The 18,302-nt window shown below is 57.3% G+C and carries 14 protein-coding genes; 10 read left to right on the top strand and 4 right to left on the bottom strand.

Annotated features, from left to right (window positions below; translation table 11 throughout):
• Positions 1 to 134: 134 nt before the first annotated feature.
• Together HMPREF2854_RS03525 and HMPREF2854_RS03530 are read left to right on the top strand one after the other, a co-directional pair.
• On the top strand, positions 135 to 1,139 hold the full coding sequence (locus HMPREF2854_RS03525) for a LacI family DNA-binding transcriptional regulator (RefSeq protein WP_083309359.1): 1,005 nt from the start codon (positions 135 to 137) through the stop codon (positions 1,137 to 1,139).
• A 127-nt stretch (positions 1,140 to 1,266) separates the two neighbouring features.
• A complete protein-coding gene (locus HMPREF2854_RS03530; RefSeq protein ID WP_070619018.1) occupies positions 1,267 to 1,800 on the top strand; it encodes a low molecular weight protein-tyrosine-phosphatase in 534 nt (177 codons plus the stop codon).
• Positions 1,801 to 1,829: 29 nt separating this feature from the next.
• Here the strand turns inward: HMPREF2854_RS03530 and hrpA are convergent, their stop codons facing one another.
• Entirely contained in the window at positions 1,830 to 6,545 is a 4,716-nt protein-coding gene (gene hrpA, locus HMPREF2854_RS03535) for an ATP-dependent RNA helicase HrpA (RefSeq protein WP_070619020.1), read from the bottom strand.
• A gap of 285 nt (positions 6,546 to 6,830) precedes the next feature.
• On the opposite strand from hrpA, the gene HMPREF2854_RS03540 reads away from it, so the two are divergent.
• The 4 genes from HMPREF2854_RS03540 to HMPREF2854_RS03555 all read left to right on the top strand — a co-directional run bounded on the left by HMPREF2854_RS03540 (position 6,831) and on the right by HMPREF2854_RS03555 (position 12,180).
• Entirely contained in the window at positions 6,831 to 8,465 is a 1,635-nt protein-coding gene (locus HMPREF2854_RS03540; protein ID WP_070619023.1) for a peptide ABC transporter substrate-binding protein, read from the top strand.
• A 142-nt stretch (positions 8,466 to 8,607) separates the two neighbouring features.
• The gene (locus tag HMPREF2854_RS03545; RefSeq protein ID WP_034508547.1) at positions 8,608 to 9,534 is read left to right on the top strand and encodes an ABC transporter permease; all 927 of its coding nucleotides are present in this window, start codon (positions 8,608 to 8,610) and stop codon (positions 9,532 to 9,534) included.
• Positions 9,527 to 10,480: an ABC transporter permease gene (locus HMPREF2854_RS03550; protein ID WP_070619025.1), complete on the top strand. Its 954-nt coding sequence runs from the start codon at positions 9,527 to 9,529 to the stop codon at positions 10,478 to 10,480. Before HMPREF2854_RS03545 ends, HMPREF2854_RS03550 begins: the two co-directional genes overlap by 8 nt.
• Before the next feature lie 17 nt (positions 10,481 to 10,497).
• Positions 10,498 to 12,180 carry a dipeptide ABC transporter ATP-binding protein gene (locus tag HMPREF2854_RS03555; protein ID WP_070619027.1) on the top strand — a complete coding sequence of 561 codons (1,683 nt, stop codon included), beginning with the start codon at positions 10,498 to 10,500 and terminating at the stop codon, positions 12,178 to 12,180.
• A gap of 171 nt (positions 12,181 to 12,351) precedes the next feature.
• Here the strand turns inward: HMPREF2854_RS03555 and HMPREF2854_RS03560 are convergent, their stop codons facing one another.
• Both HMPREF2854_RS03560 and HMPREF2854_RS03565 read right to left on the bottom strand, forming a co-directional pair.
• Positions 12,352 to 13,551, bottom strand: coding sequence for a type II toxin-antitoxin system HipA family toxin (locus tag HMPREF2854_RS03560; RefSeq protein ID WP_070619030.1), 1,200 nt, complete (start codon positions 13,549 to 13,551; stop codon positions 12,352 to 12,354).
• On the bottom strand, positions 13,548 to 13,724 hold the full coding sequence (locus tag HMPREF2854_RS03565) for a helix-turn-helix transcriptional regulator (RefSeq protein WP_261666645.1): 177 nt from the start codon (positions 13,722 to 13,724) through the stop codon (positions 13,548 to 13,550). Before HMPREF2854_RS03565 ends, HMPREF2854_RS03560 begins: the two co-directional genes overlap by 4 nt.
• A gap of 257 nt (positions 13,725 to 13,981) precedes the next feature.
• Between HMPREF2854_RS03565 and HMPREF2854_RS03570 the strand changes: the two genes are divergently transcribed.
• Positions 13,982 to 15,025, top strand: a complete 1,044-nt coding sequence (locus HMPREF2854_RS03570) for a PfkB family carbohydrate kinase (RefSeq protein WP_070619033.1) — start codon at positions 13,982 to 13,984, stop codon at positions 15,023 to 15,025.
• Positions 15,026 to 15,060: 35 nt separating this feature from the next.
• Here the strand turns inward: HMPREF2854_RS03570 and HMPREF2854_RS03575 are convergent, their stop codons facing one another.
• Positions 15,061 to 15,834, bottom strand: a complete 774-nt coding sequence (locus tag HMPREF2854_RS03575; protein WP_070619036.1) for an alpha/beta hydrolase — start codon at positions 15,832 to 15,834, stop codon at positions 15,061 to 15,063.
• A gap of 153 nt (positions 15,835 to 15,987) precedes the next feature.
• Here HMPREF2854_RS03575 and HMPREF2854_RS03580 point away from each other — a divergent pair, with 153 nt between their 5' ends.
• The 3 genes from HMPREF2854_RS03580 (at position 15,988) to HMPREF2854_RS03590 (ending at position 18,231) form a co-directional block, all read left to right on the top strand.
• On the top strand, positions 15,988 to 16,287 hold the full coding sequence (locus HMPREF2854_RS03580; RefSeq protein WP_070619039.1) for a YtxH domain-containing protein: 300 nt from the start codon (positions 15,988 to 15,990) through the stop codon (positions 16,285 to 16,287).
• Between the two features lie 111 nt (positions 16,288 to 16,398).
• Positions 16,399 to 17,526 carry a VIT1/CCC1 transporter family protein gene (locus tag HMPREF2854_RS03585; RefSeq protein WP_034508565.1) on the top strand — a complete coding sequence of 376 codons (1,128 nt, stop codon included), beginning with the start codon at positions 16,399 to 16,401 and terminating at the stop codon, positions 17,524 to 17,526.
• Between the two features lie 21 nt (positions 17,527 to 17,547).
• A complete protein-coding gene (locus HMPREF2854_RS03590) occupies positions 17,548 to 18,231 on the top strand; it encodes an SOS response-associated peptidase (RefSeq protein ID WP_070619042.1) in 684 nt (227 codons plus the stop codon).
• Positions 18,232 to 18,302 lie beyond the last annotated feature (71 nt).

The following is an 18,302-nucleotide window of genomic DNA, read 5'->3' on the forward strand; positions in this document are numbered from 1 at the left end:
GGTGCCCACCGGTTTAAACCGGTGGGCACCCTACATGTAAATCGCAATATGGGGATCACGGGCACTGTCTGTAAACTTGTATTTGATCCTTATTTTGTAGTTTCACTATTTCCAAATGGCGATGGAGTTAGGGCTTGCGACCACCAAACATGCAAGACGTTGCGGCGCTTGCCGGCGTTTCGCAAAGAACTGTTTCAAACGTTGTTAATAACTACGTGCATGTTTCTGAACAGACCCGCAAGAAAGTGCAGGACGCCATTCAGGAACTTGGTTACAGGCCAAATATCGCTGCTCAAAGACTCCGGTCTGGGCGTACCGGCATGATAGCGCTGGCCGTACCAAACATTTCTTGGCCATATTTTGGGGAACTAGCACACCTCATTCAAAAAGAAGCTCAAAAGTACGACCTAACCCTACTCATCACCGAGACCGAAGGCATGCGGGACCGGGAACTGAAATCCCTTGAAGGGTTCCGACCAGACGTAGTTGATGGAGTGATCTATTCCCCGATCGTCCTCACCGGGCAAGAGCTACCCAAGATTGACGTGCCTCTGGTTCTGCTGGGTGAGAAGATCTCTGATGTTGGCGTCCCTCACTTTGCAGTTGATGGGGAAGCAGCCGGCAAGGCGATTACAGAACATCTATTGGAGCGCGGGGCGAGAAGGTTCGTTGTTGTAGGTTCCTCTGAAACAGTGATGACAATTGGGCCAGGGCCTCAACGCCGACGCGGTATTGAAAAAGCGCTTGAAGAAAAGGGACTGAGCCTGACCCCTGATTGTGTGGTGGAATCTCCGTGGACATACGAGGACGCGCACGGTGCCTTAACGTCCTGGCTCACTACTCATGAATTACCAGACGCGATCATTGCTCTCAATGACATTGCTGCGGCGGGCTCAGTGCGTGCATTGGCCGACATTGGCGCGCATGTGCCTGACGATGTGATGGTTACGGGCTGGGATGACACGGACGTGGCGTCCTATACTCTTCCATCTCTAACCGCGATCAGTCCGGATAAGGTTGCTATTGCGAGGCAATCCGTGAAGGCGCTCATGGAACTGATTGAACTCGGGAACACCGATTGCGGTGAGGAACGAGTTGGTTTTGAACTCGTAGTCAGGGAATCTTCAACGCGACGCTAATGCTCACTGATCGTGCAAGAGCCCAGGTTTAGTGCACGCTACCCCTGCTCGATGCCGGCACTTATTCACGGTCTAACGCGTTCAACTGCGGTTTTCGCTTTGTCGTTACGTTGATAGGCTGAGCCCTATGACGTTTCGAGTACTTTTTGTTTGCACCGGAAACATTTGCCGATCCGCCATGGCCGAGGTTGTGCTAAATCAGCACTTTAAAGCCGCTGGCCTCGATGCCGTAGCTACCTCGGTTGGTATTTCTGACGAGGAACACGGTAACCCCATTGATTACCGAGCCCAGCGCACTCTAAAAGCCGCTGGCTATGACATCTCCAATCACTTCGCCAGGCAGATCACTGCGCAAGACCTCAAAGATTGTGACCTCGTGCTCGCAATGACGTCAAACCACTATGCGGCAGTCGAACGGTTGGCCGCACACACCCACATTGACGTGATCGAAAACCCGCAGGTGGGGGACCAGCGTTCAACTGATTTGCGCATGTTTCGCGCAATGGACCCGGCGCTTGCCGGCGCGCGCAGGCGAGAACTTGACGTTCCTGACCCCTGGTACGGCACCCAACAAGACTTTGAGGACACCCTCGACGTCATCGAATCCGTTGCCGACTACATCGTGGAGTACGCGCGCGAGGCATCAGAAACAAACGCGTAAGTAGTTGTCCTTTTGGGCCGCGAGGGACTTCACGCGCGCAACATGGCGTACAGGCGCTTCAGTGACACCTTTCGTGAGGTGCCAAGTTCCTGAGCGAACAGGGACACGCGAAGCTCCTCCACCAGCCACAGGGCCTCATCCAACTGCGCAGCTCGGGTCACCTCGTGAACTGGAAGTGCCGCCCGGGCAGACACCAATGCAGCCTCCACATCCTTAACGGAGCGCCACAGCCCCTCATCGCGTGCAAGTACGCTCGCGGACTGCGAAGTCTTCTCTACCCGCAAACGGTCAGCCTTCACAAACCGCGCCACGTGCTGCAACCACTCAAAAGGTACGCGCGTTAAGAACCCTTCAAACACCAAGCTATTCGAATGTTCGCGCACATCCGCCAGCACCCTGACCATCGCCGGCGAAGACACCGAACGAACCGCGCGGTCAAGCTCGCCAAACTCGGCGAACGCCTCCACGGCCCAACCCAAAATCAGATAGGTGCGATCCTCAATCCGATCCTGCACCCACCCGGCCAATGCCTCAAACTGAGCCTTGGAGCGTATCTGCACCGCAGGAGTTTCGTACTCATCAATTAGCGACGCCACAGCTGCTAACTGTGCATCCGCCACCAAGCTTTCCGTATCCGGGTATGGGCCGCTAGCCAGAATCAGTGCCTCCCGGCCCGTCCAACGAGTAGACACCCGGGCCGTTGCCAAACGCGTGTGCGCCAGAACCAGACGAGCCAGACCCTCCCTATGGCTGGCATCGGCCTGAGTGCGCTCCGCAATAACTCGCACGCCAGCGGACGGCTCAGACGCTGACCCCTGCGGCACCAACGCCGGGAATGCCCGAACAGAAAGTCCTGCCTGCGTGCGCGCATCCACGCTGAGGGGCAGAGCACCTCCTTCAACAACGGGCCAATCCGACAAACCATCCAATTCCGGGACCGACGCAAAAACACCTGGGGTCGGTTGATCCCCCGAAGTAGCCGTACCTTCCGACGCGCGCCCCTTCGGGGATGCCTGCACTCCCGCAAACGCCTTTTTAGTGCGCTTAGACGGCTCTGACTTTGCACCCGACTCCTTCATCGCCTGATCCAAAGCCTCGCGCATTGCCGAACGAACCGCCTTTTGCGACTGCCCGCTCAACTGCTTTTGCAACCACGTCAGATCTTCACCGGAGCGCAACTCGCGACCCTGCGCATTGACCACCACGAACATGGGCGTAACATGCGAAGGTAGCGTTAAATCGTCCCATGTTTCACGTGGAACATAGACGCCCTTAACTGCGTCCGTAGCGCGTACAAACGCATCAAAATAGTGGGGGAGGAACTCGCCAGCTTGAGTACCCGGAATCCGCTTCACTCGCGGTTTATCTTGATTTTCGAGGCCGGCCTGCGGCTGTTTGGGCAAATCCGACTGCTGGTTCTGCGTTTGCTGATCCGTGGGGGATACCGGTTTGCGCTTGGCTGCCGGATCCGTTTGTGACTGCGAGGAAGAACGCGCGGACGCCCGCTTCATCTTCGCAATCGACTTCTGATTCGCTGTGCCCGACTTTGAAGCCCAGGCGGCAAGCCTTCCAAGCGAAGCTTCAAGCGAACGAGGGTCCACCTCGTCCTCGCCTGCAGACTCCGGCGAGCTCGCGGCAGACACAGCTGAACCTGACGAGTTCCCACTCGAAGCGATAACCCGCTCGTCCGAGTTTACCTGCCCAGATGAGGGGCTCGACGCATCCTCGGACATCCAAATGTTGTGCTTGATCCAAGTGGCGAGCTCGCGCGCAACATCGGGCGCGGGCACAAGCTGGGCGCGCAACTGCTTAGGCAAAGCGCGGATAGTGGCCGTGAGCAACTCTTCCAACATACCCGGAACCAACCACTCAAAGCCCGCATCGTGCAGACGCGGCAACACCGCCACAGGCACGCGAACCGTCAGCCCATCGCGGGGCGAACCCGGATCGAACTCATAATGCAGCGGCAAAGTGATGTCCCCTTGATGCCACTTAGCCGGATAGCCGCGCTGATCCACCTCGCGCGCACCCGGAAGCACATCCGCGCGCTCCATCTCCAGCAACCGCTTATCGCGCTGACGGCGCCACCACGCATCAAAATGTGCAGCTGACACGATCTCACGCGGCACTCGCTCGTCATAAAACGCGAAAATCGCATCATCCGAAACCGTGCCGCCCTGGCGCAGCTTCTTTTCTGCCTCGTGAATCTTTGCCAGCAGCTCACTGTTCTTGCGCACAAACTTATGGTGCGCATTCCACTCACCATCCACGAGGGCGTGCTGGATAAACATTTCGCGAGCCACCTGCTGGGGGGACCCACCCAACTCGCCGCCGGTAACTCCGGCCCGGGCCGCAATCGAGGTGGCGTTCGTTGGCGCCTCCACCTTCGCTCCATGCGGCACGTTTGCGAGTAGCAGGGGCCGATCAGCTACCAGAGTGAGGCCGTACAGCATCACCTTCTCGCGCACCATCGCCGCCCCCATCTTGGAGGACCAGTACGGTTGCGAATACGAATGCTTCAGCAAACGCTTGGCTGACTTCTCCACCCACTCGGGTTGGATCTTCGCGACCGTGCGAGCGAACAGACGTGACGTCTCTACCAGCTCCGCAGCCATCACCCAGTCATAGTGCTTGCGCGCCAAACCAGAGCCCGGCCAGACCACAAATCGCGTTCCACGCGCCCCCTGATAATCCTGACTGGTCTGATCCCACGAACCCAAGTTAGATAGCAAACCAACCAGCAGGGCCCTGTGAATCTGTTCGCTGTTACGGCCGGATGTACGCGCGGTCAACGCCGTGGTTGCGCGCGCCGCAGCATCAACCGCTCCGCCCTCGCGCTCTTGATCGCGAACCTCTTTGCGTGACGGAATCTGGAGCGCGTCCACCTTCAAACCGAGGGGACGCGCCAGATCGCGCAACTGGCCAGCGACGTCCTGCCACTCACGCCACCGCAAGAAGTGCAGGAACTCGCGCTTGCACATCTTTCTAAACTGAGTGCCCGAAAGTTCACGCGACTGCAAACGCAAATATCGCCAGAGCGACAGGTAGGTGATGAAATCAGACTCCGGATCTAAGAAGCGCTCATGCGCCCTATCCGCATCCTCTTTGAACTGCTCCGGGCGCTCGCGGACATCCTGCATGGATAGCGCGGCCACAATAATCAAAACTTCCGAGGCCACGCCCTCTCGATCCGCTTCGATCAGCATGCGCCCCAGGCGCGGGTCGATAGGCAGGCGAGCCAACTGGCGTCCAACACGAGTGAGTCGCAGGGGATCACGAGGGGAACGCCTGGTTACCGCTCCAATTTCTTCTAGCAGACCGACACCATCACGCACGGCCTTAGAGGCCGGTGCATCCAGGAACGGGAAGTCCTCTACCGCGCCGAGCCCTAGCGAAATCATCTGCAAAATAACGGAAGCTAACGATGTGCGCAGAATCTCGGGTTCTGTGTAGCGCGACCGCGCCTCGAAATCTGCTTGCGAGTAAAGGCGAATCGCCACGCCATCGCTCACGCGCCCGCATCGGCCCGAACGTTGGTTTGCAGACGCCTGCGACACTGGTTCGATGGGCAGACGCTGCACTTTAGTGCGGTTCGAATACCTCGAAATGCGGGCCAAACCCGGGTCCACCACATAGCGGATTCCCGGCACGGTCAGCGATGTTTCCGCAACGTTGGTGGCCAGCACAACTCGCCTCCGCGGGTGCGGCTTGAAAATGCGCTGCTGCTCCGGGGCTGAAAGGCGCGAATATAGGGGGAGCACTTCCACCCCGTTAGCCGGACTCTTGTCCGTCGCATCACCGGCGTGAATATAGCGCGGGCCCAGCGAATCTGAGAGCGCGTGCGTAGCGTCGCGAATATCGCGCTCGCCGGGCAAGAACACGAGGATGTCACCCGGCCCCTCATCGATGAGCTCCTCAACGGCTTCACATATGCCCGTTAGGTAATCGATGTCTTCACCCATGCCGTATCCGAGGAGGGCGAGCGGCGCATCCGCGTCCTCTAAAACTAAGCCCTTAACTGACACCGGGGCGTCGTCCGTAGCCTCAGTATTCGAGGGAGGATCGGACTGCTCTAACGGGCGATACCGGATTTCCACGGGGTAGGTACGTCCCGAAACTTCCACAACCGGAACCGGCTTTCCCAGTGCTTTTGCAAAATGATCTGCAAACCTGTTCGAATCGATCGTTGCGGACGTGATGATTACCTTCAAGTCTGGTCGCTTTGGCAACAGTCGCGTCAGGTAGCCAATCAGGAAGTCGATGTTTAGAGAACGCTCGTGCGCCTCGTCAATGATTATGGTGTCGTACTTATCCAGGTTCGGGTCATTTTGCACCTCGGCCAGCAAAATGCCGTCCGTCATCAGCTTTACGAGGGTGGTGGGGCCAACTTCGTCCGTGAAACGCACCTGGTAACCAACCACGTCACCGGGCCGCTTGCCCACTTTAGTGTCCAGCTCATCAGCGATCCGGTCTGCAACTGTTCGAGCTGCCAACCTGCGCGGCTGGGTGTGTCCAATCATTCCTCTAATGCCACGGCCGAGTTGCAGGCAAATTTTGGGAAGCTGGGTGGTTTTACCCGAGCCGGTCTCGCCCGAAACAATCACTACCTGGTGATTCTCAATGGCCTGTGCAATATCTTCGCGCCTGGCCGACACGGGAAGTTCCTCTGGGAACGTTATTACCGGCAACGCCGCTACGCGACCTGCCAGTTCTTCGCTTGAGAACCCGGATTTTCTTCCCTTCATGCTTCTATCCTAAAGAAAATAGCCAGAACACAAGCATTTGAAGCGTCTCGCTATCTGGAACGAGAATTTCGAAATAGTAAGCGTACGTCACAAAAATCTACAGCCGGCAAAAATTACAATCCCCTACATACAGCGCAAAAGTGTCCTTTTGGTTTCGAAATGCTAACAATAAAGCGTCTCAGACTTAGAACGCTCAGATTTCAAAAAACCGCATCCTGCTAAAGTTCAACGCAAATGAAGCGCGACATTTCGCCCTTCATCGTTATCCGACTTTACGGAGGAAAAATGAAACGTTCATACTTGCGCCTAGTCGCCCCCTTTGCGGTGGCGGCACTTGCGCTGACCGCCTGCTCCGGCGGTTCCGGTGACGGCGGCGCGAACGCGCCCGAGGGTGAGTCCGGTGGCGGTGTTGTTGTAGCAAACGGCTCCGAACCGCAGAACCCGCTCATCCCGACCAACACCAACGAAACCGGTGGCGGCAAGATTGTTGACCTGATCTACGCAGGCCTCGTCTACTACGATGCAGACGGCGCCGCGCAGAACGACCTCGCCGAATCGATCGAGACTGAAGATTCTCAGAACTTCACGATCAAGATTAAGGAAGGCGAGACCTTCTCTGATGGTTCTCCCGTTACCGCTAAGTCGTTCGTTGACGCTTGGAATCAGGGTGTAGCGCAGTCGCACCTTTCCTCCTACTTCTTCGAGCCCATCAAAGGCTACCCGGAGGGCGGCGAGGCTCCTGCTGACTTTGCCGGCCTCGAGGGTCTAAAGGTTGTTGACGACCAGACGTTCACCGTTGAGCTTTCCCAGCCTGAAGCTGACTTCCCGCTCCGCCTGGGCTACTCCGCGTTCTACCCGCTTCCTGAAGCAGGTATTGGCGACGCCGACGCGGTTGCAGCATTCGGCGCAGCTCCGGTTGGTAACGGCCCCTACCTGCTAGAGTCCGGTGACGACTGGAAGCACAACGAGTCGATCATGCTGAAGCCGAACCCGAAGTACGACGGTCCGCGCAAGGCCCAGAACGGTGGCGTTGAGATCAAGTTCTACGCCCAGCAGGACGCGGCTTACAACGACCTCCTTGGTGGAAACCTGGACGTCCTTGACGCAGTGCCCGACTCGGCATTCTCCAGCTTCGAAAGCGAACTTGGTGACCGCGCTGTAAACCAGCCGTCCGCTATCTTCCAGTCCTTCACCATCCCGGAGCGCCTCCCGCACTTCGGCGGTGAAGAAGGCGTCCTGCGTCGTCAGGCAATCTCCATGGCAATCAACCGCGAGGAGATCACCGACACCATCTTCCAGGGCACCCGTAGCCCGGCACACGACTACACCTCGCCAGTAATCGACGGTTACAACGAGAGCGTTGAAGGCAACGAGGTTCTGAACTTCGATCCGGAGAAGGCTAAGGAACTGTGGGCCAAGGCTGACGAAATCTCCCCGTGGGAAGGCTCCTTCGAACTCGCTTACAACGCTGACGGTGGCCACCAGGCATGGGTAGACGCAACCATGAACTCCATCAAGAACGTGCTCGGCATCGACGCGAAGGGCGCCCCGTACCCCGACTTCAAGTCGCTACGTGACGAGGTAACCAACCGCAAGATCGAGACCGCGTTCCGTACCGGCTGGCAGGCCGACTACCCGGGTCTTGGTAACTTCCTCGCCCCGCTGTACGCCACGGGTGCTGGCTCGAATGACGGCGACTACTCCTCGGCAGAATTCGACGGCTTCCTCAAGCAGGCAGCTGGCGCCAAGTCGGTTGAAGAGTCCAACGAGCTTTACCTAAAGGCTCAGACGGTCCTCTTCAAGGAGCTACCGGCAATCCCGCTCTGGTACTCCAACGTGACCGGCGGTTCGACCGAAGCTGTAAGCAACGTACAGTTTGGATGGAACTCCGTCCCGCTTTACTACCAGATCACCAAGTGATTACCCGAATATAAGGTAGCGTAGGCTCGGAGGGGTTTCCCTCCGAGCCTCGCTCCTGTGAGTGCGGGGCTCGCAACTGTGAGACCATAAACTCACAACTAATAAATAAAAACTGCGTAAGCAGTTACCCAAGGAGACCACAATGATCCGATATATCGGACGTAGACTCCTGCAGCTAATACCCGTCTTCATAGGCGCAACGCTGCTTATCTACGCATTAGTGTTCCTCATGCCCGGTGACCCAATCCAGGCTCTCGGTGGCGACCGCGGCCTACCACCGGCAGTGGCGGAACAAATGAGGGCGCGCTACAACCTCGACAAGCCATTCCTCGTCCAATACCTGCTTTATCTAAAAGGTATTTTCACACTCGACTTCGGCACCACATTCTCTGGCCGTGAAGTCACCGACGTGATGGCAGGCGCATTCCCCGTAACCATCAAACTCGCCCTAATGGCACTCGCATTTGAAGCAATTTTTGGCATTGGCTTTGGCCTCATCGCTGGCATGCGTCGCGGCGGCATCTTCGATGGCACCGTTCTCGTGGTCTCCCTATTTGTCATCGCAGTGCCCACGTTCGTTATCGGCTTCGTCCTCCAGTTCCTCATAGGTGTGAAACTCGGGTGGGCGCCAACAACGGTTGGTGGAAACACCACGTTTGAAGCCCTCCTAATGCCAGCAATCGTGCTCGGTGCCGTGTCCTTCGCTTACGTACTTCGCCTAACCAGGCAGTCCGTATCCGAAACCATGTCATCCGACCACGTGCGCACCGCATACGCCAAGGGCCTCTCCCGCGGCAAGGTGATTCAAAACCACGTGCTACGCAACTCGCTTATTCCAGTTGCAACATTCCTAGGCGCCGACCTCGGAGCCCTCATGGGCGGCGCAATCGTCACCGAAGGTATCTTCGCCATCAACGGCGTAGGCGGCAACATGTACCAGGCCATCATCAAGGGCGAACCCGCAACCGTCGTGTCATTCACGACCGTCCTTGTGATCGTCTACATCATCGCCAACCTGCTAGTAGACCTGCTATACGCAGCTCTGGATCCGAGGATTCGCTATGAGTAATCAAACTACCTACCGAAAAGGCCAAGAACACTTCGTCTCTGACGTAGACGAAACCGGCCTGGGGGCCGTTGACGCCGTAGCAGATGACTCTGCGCCCTCGTCTATGTGGGGTGAAGCCTGGAAGAACCTGCGCAAACGCCCCCTATTCTGGATTTCAGCCGCAATCATTGCTGTGGCTCTGCTGCTGGCCGCATTCCCCAGCCTGTTCACCTCAATGGACCCGAACTTCTGCGAACTCTCGCGTTCTATGGAGGCCCCATCCGGCGGCCACCCATTCGGTTTCGACAGGCAAGGCTGTGACATCTACGCGCGCACTGTCTACGGCGCTCGCGCATCTGTAACCGTAGGTGTATTTACCACGATTGCCGTGACCATCATGGGCGCAGCATTCGGTTCTCTGGCCGGCTACTTTGGCGGCTGGCTCGACTCGCTACTTTCGCGCATCACCGACGTCGTGTTCGCCATTCCGTTCCTACTTGCTGCAATCGTGGTTATGCAGATGTTCCGCTCCTACCGTGCAACTTGGACCGTGGTGCTCGTCCTCGCAATCTTTGGATGGCCACAAATTGCGCGCATCACGCGCGGCGCGGTTATGAGCGTCAAGAACGAAGAATATGTGTCTGCAGCCAAGGCTCTTGGCGAGTCCAAGTGGACCATCCTCATGCGCCACATCCTGCCGAACTCTGCGGCACCCATCATCGTTTATGCAACCGTAGCGCTCGGCACGTTCATCGTGGCCGAAGCAACCCTCTCATTCCTGGGCGTTGGCCTACCACCAGACATCGTCTCGTGGGGCGGCGACATCAACAAGGCGCAGGTTGCGCTCCGTACCCAGCCATCCGTGCTGTTCTACCCCGCAGGCGCTCTCGCCCTGACCGTGCTCAGCTTCATCATGATGGGTGACGTGGTACGCGACGCTCTCGACCCGAAGTCACGAGAGAGGTAAACGAAGTGGAAAACGAGATGAACACTGACGTCGAGCCCCTGCTCGAAATCAAAGACCTCGAGGTCGCCTTCCAATCTTCCACGGGCATGGTTCCCGCAGTGCGGAAAGCCAACCTCACCATCTACCCTGGCCAGTCCGTTGCCATCGTAGGAGAATCAGGCTCCGGTAAATCCACTACCGCGCATGCCATCATCAACCTCCTGCCCGGCACCGGCAAGATCGTGGGCGGCTCCATCAAATTCCGCGGTGAAGAACTCACCACTAAGAGCCGTAAAGAGATGGAACGCATTCGCGGACGCCACATCGGCCTTGTTCCGCAAGACCCCATGTCGAACCTCAACCCCGTTTGGAAAATCGGCTTCCAAGTTCGTGAAGCCCTCAAAGCCAACAACGTGGTTAAAGGCTCGCAAATGCACCAGCGAGTCAATGAACTCCTCGCTGAAGCCGGGTTGCCCGACACCGAACGCGTTGCGAAACAGTATCCGCACGAGTTCTCTGGCGGCATGCGCCAACGCGCCCTCATCGCTATCGGCCTGGCCGCTCGTCCCGAGCTACTCATCGCGGATGAGCCGACCTCGGCCCTTGACGTGACCGTGCAGCGGCTCATCCTGGACCACATGGAGTCGCTCACCCACGAACTTGGCACCGCAATGCTGTTCATTACGCACGACCTCGGCCTGGCCGTTGAACGCGCTGAACACCTCGTTGTTATGCACCGCGGCCGCATTGTGGAATCCGGGCCCGCCATGCAGATCCTGCAACGTCCGCAGCACCCTTACACCAAGAGGCTGGTTGCCGCTGCTCCCTCGCTAACTACCGCGCGTATCATGACCGCGCACCAGGCTGGCATTCAGGTGACCGAAGAAGAACTGCTGGGCGCAGGTAAGGGCGCGACCTCAACGGAAGCTGCGGTTGAAGTTAAGAACCTGGTGAAGACCTTCCCGATTCGCGGTAAGCGCGGACAGACCTTCAAGGCGCTTGACGACGTGTCATTCACGCTACGCAAGGGAACAACGCTAGGTGTTGTAGGCGAATCCGGTTCTGGTAAGTCCACTGCGGCAAACATCATTCTGGGCTTGCTAGAGCAAGATTCTGGTGACGTCATTTTTGAGGGCGAAAACGTTTCTGAGCTTTCTAAGAAGGAACGCTTCGCTATGCGCCGCAACCTTCAGGTGGTGTTCCAAAACCCGTACGGCTCCCTGGACCCCATGTACTCCATTTACCGCGCGGTTGAAGAACCCATGCGCGTACACAACTGGGGGACCAAGAAGGAGCGCGAGGAGCGCGTTGCCCAACTGCTCGACATGGTTGCCCTCCCTCGCTCCGCGATGAGGCGCTACCCCAACGAGCTGTCCGGCGGTCAACGCCAGCGTGTAGCCATTGCTCGTGCACTTGCGCTACGCCCGCACGTCCTTGTGCTTGACGAGGCCGTGTCTGCGCTGGACGTGCTGGTGCAAGACCAAATCCTGCACCTGCTAAACGACATCCAAGCCGAAATGGAGCTGTCTTACCTGTTCATCACCCACGACCTCGCGGTTGTCCGTCAGATTGCTGATGACGTGGTGGTAATGCAACACGGCAAGGTAGTTGAAACCGGTGACACGGACTCGATCTTCGACAACCCGCGCACCGACTACACGCGCAACCTAATCGACTCGATCCCCGGTAAGAGCATCGAACTGGGAATCACCGACGACTAACGCGTTCCAACTCGACAATGATCGCCGCTGGTAGCTCCGGTTACCGGCGGCGATACTAATTCGCTCTCAAGCAGTGAGCGCCCGCAACCAGCCTGAGATGTTCGCTAAAGCCGAGACTAAGTGCCTAATGGAAACTCGTTGAGGGATTGATTATCCCCCTTAGTAGATGACTTAAGTGTCGAGTAGTGACTCTATTTGGTGACGCCGGCTTGAAAGCTCTCTTTGAGCCCCATGCAACGGGGATCCATCAAATGGTAATTCGCTCAAATCGATACCCTTCGCCACTCTTAGTACCAAACGTTGAGCGCTGCGCGCCGCTCTAATTGGCAGACCGATATTATCTGCAAAAGCATCCCAATGACGGCCCCGGAGATTCTTCGTTTGCCCATCAATCGGGAGCGCCATCGTGAAATCGCGATAAAGAGCCGTGCAGGGTAGGTCGTACATCGGAGCGACCTCCCACACGCCCTCCGGATTTCGTAAAATTGACAGGTTCTTTGCGTGAACATCACCGTTTCCGGTAAGCCAAGCGAACAGGAACTGTACATATAGAGCTCGAATAGCAACCATAGGGGCACTGGTGTGTTGCGCGAGCGCCGCAACCACGGCTTCGGATTCGACGTTGTACTTTTCAGATGGTGGAATCTGCAGAACTTGCGAAGCGTCCTCTTGAGCGAGACGCACAATCTGTCCGCTCGCATCAACACGGCGGTCAAAACGCTCAACGAGTAAGCCTTCTACGCCTTCTTTATCTACAACCAACTGAGACTTAGCTACAGGGATTTTAAGGCCGCGAGCATGACGTAGATGTAAAGCTTCATTGCGCACGAGGTGAGGGTACTGGGCCGGGTCGATCTTGAGGATCGCGTGCGTGCGTCTCGTTCGAATCGGCATATTAATCATCGATGCTGATGCTTTTGGCTGAACACCGGGAACTGCGTAGGGGTCAACCATCTCGGTTAGATCTTGAAAACTCCATCTAGATGGGTCCTCGTATAGTGGTGGAACTTCATTAGGCGCAGCCTCGGACGTAAAAATCCTTACATCGCCGGGAGTGTCAGCGCCCACCGCCAGAAGCATCGTAAACTCATCATTCATAGATGTTTTGGTTGCTCTGTTCAATACATTGAGGCGGTGTCCCTCTGGTAATAGTCCCGCGAAGAATGCGGGGAGCGCGCCACCTTGTTGTGTGGAGGTTTCACCCAACGGCAACGAAAATGCTACGGGATCCCCCACATAGTCATCCCTGTATTTGAACTCGACCACTCCCTCCGAGTCGCGTGACAACGTTCCAGCCAAGTGGTTGCCTTTGTAGACATTCGCGCGCTTTACAAATCGGAGCTGATCAAGGCTTATGGATGCAATACTCACCTGTTGGATACCTCTACCTTCAAGCCCAAGGTTCCTGTGACCGCCAGTAACGACCTCAATGTTGGGCCGAGTCCGCCCTGCTCCAAAGTGCGCACCGTACGATCTGAAACTCCAGCAAGTTCAGCCAACTGTTGTTGCGTCAATCCGTATTCTTTGCGAGCAGTTTTAATCACTCCGCCAATCTGAGCTGCAGGTAGGGGGAATTGCCCAGATGTAGAATCATTGGCGCGGTCAGAGGCTAAATTATTCGGAGACATATTTCCGTTTAGAGCGTTCATGTGTATGAATCTACACTCTAAACGCTGGTTTCGGAAGCATGCTTCCTATTACGATGGGCGAGCGAGCGAGAAGAGTTATTGTTCACGCCCCTGCGTCCACTATCAAGGAGCGTAATATTCGCGTCCTCCTATTCCAATGAGATACTTAAACCATGTACGGACTTTTCGCTGGGATCACCACACTCGACGTTGCCCAACTAACCGCAGGCACAGTACGCGAGAACCAAAAAGTAACCTCACTTGACCAGATCCTTGCTGCGGGCGGGCCCGCAACCAACGCGGCCGTTGCGTTCTCTCACCTCACCCGCGCAGCCACCCGTGCCGCGAGCGCGAGCGACCTCAATCGGGGTGCGAATCCGGGAGGAGCGATGGCCTCCCTCCTCGTTTCCGCAATCGGTGAAGGCCCTGCCGCGCACCTCATTCTTGAAGACCTGGAAGCCCAGGAAGTAGCGCTTGTAGACTGCACCGATTACGAGGCCGAGGCGCCCGAAACCACCGGCAAGCTAGATCTGACCCCCAGCGTGTCTGCGATCCTCATTAACGCGCAAAACAATGCGCGCACCGTTGCCTCCACCAACACGCGACTGCCACTAAAGCCGGAAATTGCGTTGGAAACCCTAGAAGCCATGGGCCGGCCGCAGGTTGTGCTTGTTGACGGACACAATCCCGATCTGGCGATGGCTGTCCTTACCAGCGGTGCCCCCGAGGATGGAGAACCATTCGCGGCGCAAGAATACAAGCCCGAGTATCTGCGCATCCTTGACGGCGGATCTTGGAAACCGTGGCTACCCACAATGCTGGGATATATAGACGTGGCCATCATCTCCGCAGACTTCCTGCCACCCGGATGCACGGACTTCGATGACACCGTGGCCTTTCTCAAAGGCTTCGGCATTGAACGCGTAGTGCGCACAGCCGGACCAGACCCCGTGCAATGGGCCTGGCTTGGCGAAACCGGGACTGTTACCCCTCCTGCAGTTGACGCCATCGACACCCTTGCAGCTGGTGACACGTTCCATGGAGCCTTCGCGTGGGGATGCGCTCACGGCCTCGTAAATCGAGAAACAACCGACCCGTCTGCGCTCATCGACTTTTCCAACCGCATCGCATCGCTCAGCACCACCAGCTTTGGAACGAGGGCGTGGCTAGGTGACCTCGAAAATCTGGAAGCGGAAACCGCGCGCGTACTTTCATAGATCACGCGAGGGGGTGGGCTAAAGCTGGGGTTGCGTTAGCCTACGCGAACGGGAACATGGCGGCTAGCCCACTGCACCGACATGTCGCGAAGCGTATCTACGCCCTCATGTGCACCAAAACGGGCGTCCCGCAGGACCTCAACGCGAGAGCCGTCCGGCAGGCGCGCAAACTCTTCCTGAGCCATCTCAACCAAGCCCAAATGCTCATCGTCTGCGTCATAAATCGCCAGGATCGGGGCAGATAAGTCATCTAGCAAGTCGTCTGCCTCATTCATCGACAGATCAATCAACGTCTGCTTTGAAATCACAAAAAACTCGCGTTTGGAATACGTATCATCTGGGATCTGTGCGCGGCCAGAACGCTCCAAATCATCCAACTGTGTGGACGAAAAAATCTGATCCCACTCAAACGACAGTGGGCCTGTAATCATACCGGTTAGAAGCATCGCCTTAGCGGCCTGCGGGCGGGCTTTCAAAGCTACCAGCGTGCCAAACGAATGCGCGTGCAAAATCTGGCGGTTAAAACCCTGCGTGCGAAGCCACGCCGAAGCCGAATGTAAATCCTCCACCTGGCTGGCCAGCGTAATCACGTCATCATCAGAATCGCCGCAACCGGAAAAATCGAACTCCAGAGTTGCATAACCCGCGCCCCGGTATGCTGCCGACAAACGATCGAAATGCTCGCCCGAATGCCTATCAGCCAAGAAAGAATGCGCAAACAAAACCGCAGCGTCCGTAGAATCAACAGGGTCCACAAACGTGCCCGCGAGCTGAACTCCGCGGGGCGTCGTAATCTGTACCTCTGTCACAACCTAAGCCTAAGGGAAAACTAGGGATAAAGCGCCCCTAAACCCCGGCTTGTTCAAAACCGCAGGCAACACCACCTCTAAACACTTCCAGCAAATGCGCACCCGCCGTCTGGCCCGGTAAACTAGCTGAGAAACATGCAATAAGGAGGAGCCTTGGGCGCAAAATTCGGATTCATTGTAGGAGCCGGCCTTGGGTACGTGCTCGGCACGCGCGCAGGACGTGAACGCTACGAGAAAATCAAGATGCAAGCATCTAAAATCAGGCAAAGTCCGCTGGTAGCTGAGCGCATGGACCAGGCCTCTGAAAGAGTCTCCGAAGCCCTTAAAAAGGGCGGAGCAGCAGCCACTGACAAGCTCGTTGGAGTAGTCAAAGAGCGCGTCTTTGGTGAACCCCAAGACCAGTACGTTGACGTAACGGTCATAGAAGTTGATGACATAGACACAGAAGAATAACGAGGCGAGGGCGGCAATACCGCCCTCGTAACAATTTCAACAGTCTTTAGAACAGCCCCACACTGCCCTTCGTAGCACTGGGGTGCAAAGTTCGGTGCGAGGAACAATCACATGACACCTGGCAATCAGCCAACCGAGGAACAAATCAAACGCTGGCGTAAATACCTTGCCGATGAGCAAATGGAACGCCAAACCTATTTGAACCTAGCGCAACGACGCACCGGGGAAGAAGCCGCCATCCTGCAAGCGCTTGCCGACGCCGAAACACGACACATTGAGCACTGGACCTCCCTTCTTGGTGAGCACGCACATCCCGCCCCCAAACCCACGCTATACTCGCGCGTCCTCGCCCGGTTTGCCGCAACGTTCGGCTCCATCTTTATCCTCGCCCTCGCCCAACGCGCAGAACAGCGCCAGTCTTACGACGTTGACCAAGACGCCACCGACGCGATGGCTGCCGACGAGCACATCCACGGTGAGGTTGTGCGCGGCCTCGCCGCCCGCTCGCGCGCACGCATTGCCGGCACGTTCCGCGCCGCAGTGTTTGGAGCCAACGACGGCCTGGTATCAAACCTTGCCCTCATCCTCGGCATTGCCGCTACCGGTGTTCCAAACAGCATGGTCATCACAACCGGTATTGCCGGTCTGCTAGCCGGCGCCCTCTCAATGGCAGCAGGCGAATACATTTCCGTCACCTCCCAACGCGAACTACTAGAGGCCTCGGACCCGTCCACCGACGCGCCCGTGCAAGTATCCAAACTCAACGTGCAACAAAACGAACTGGAGCTCGTGTTCCGCGCTCGCGGTGACACCGCTGAAGAGTCCGAAGAACACGCACGCATCATCTTCGACGCGATCAACCGACCGGCCTCGGAAATGACCACGAGCTCGATCATCACGCCCCGCTCCCTGCTATCTACCAAGGAACGCCACCGCGACCCCTCCGAATCCCACGCGGAAATCGGACATCCGTGGGGCGCAGCCGCATCCTCATTCCTGTTCTTCGCAATCGGAGCGCTGGTGCCACTGCTACCGTTCCTGTTTGGCGCTAGTGGAAACCTAGGAATCCTACTGTCTGCGATCGTGGTTGGTGTGGTCCTCATGTTCACGGGTGGTGTAGTGGGGGTGCTGTCAGGCAAACCTCCCGTGAAGCGCGCGATTCGCCAGCTCCTCATCGGCTATGGGGCTGCGGCCGTCACCTACACGCTAGGCCTCCTGTTTGGTGCCAACGGAATCTAACGCGCAGGGTTAGGAGGATCTATGTGCGGCCGCTACGTACTGTGGACGCCGGAAGAAGAACTTACGGCCATCTTCGACACTGACTTTCGCATAGGCGAAGTTACTCCCACGTACAACGCTGCCCCCTCCCAACAACTACCGATCGTGTTTGAAAGATACGAGGAGGAGCCCGGGCGGGTGCTACGGCGCATGCAAACGCACCAGTGGGGGCTGGTGCCTTCCTGGGCGCGCGATGCCAGCCGCCCCATGATTAACGCGCGAGCGGAAAGCCTGGTGGACAAACCCTCGTTCAAAGCTGCTGCACGGCGACGCAGGTGCCTCGTGCCCGCCAACGGCTACTACGAGTGGCAGGCCGGCGCTGGCGGCAAGCAACCCTGGTTTCTGTCCGAGGGGGAGGGGGACCCGGTGATGGGATTTGCCGGCATTTACGAGGCATGGCAAGGCCCTCGAGACCAGTGGCTGCTGACCTTCGCGATTGTTACGCGTAGCGCGCCCGACGCCGTCGGTCACATCCACGACCGCTCCCCGGTGGTGGTGCCGCCCTCCATGTGGAGCGAGTGGCTGGACCCCGAAACAGAAACAGACACCGAGGTCAGGCACTTGCTGGATGCGATTGCCAGCCCCGTCCTCGTTCCTAGAAAAGTTGGAAACGCCGTGGGGAACGTGCGAAACAACGACCCCAGTTTGATCGAAGTAGTGGACTGAATAAGGTTCTGTCAACGAATCACAGGATCGGTAGATATGGGTGTGGGCCAGGCAAATGCCTGGCCCACACA

This window comes from Actinomyces sp. HMSC075B09, assembly GCF_001812395.1.
In the GTDB taxonomy this organism is placed as follows: Bacteria; Actinomycetota; Actinomycetes; order Actinomycetales; family Actinomycetaceae; genus Gleimia; species Gleimia europaea.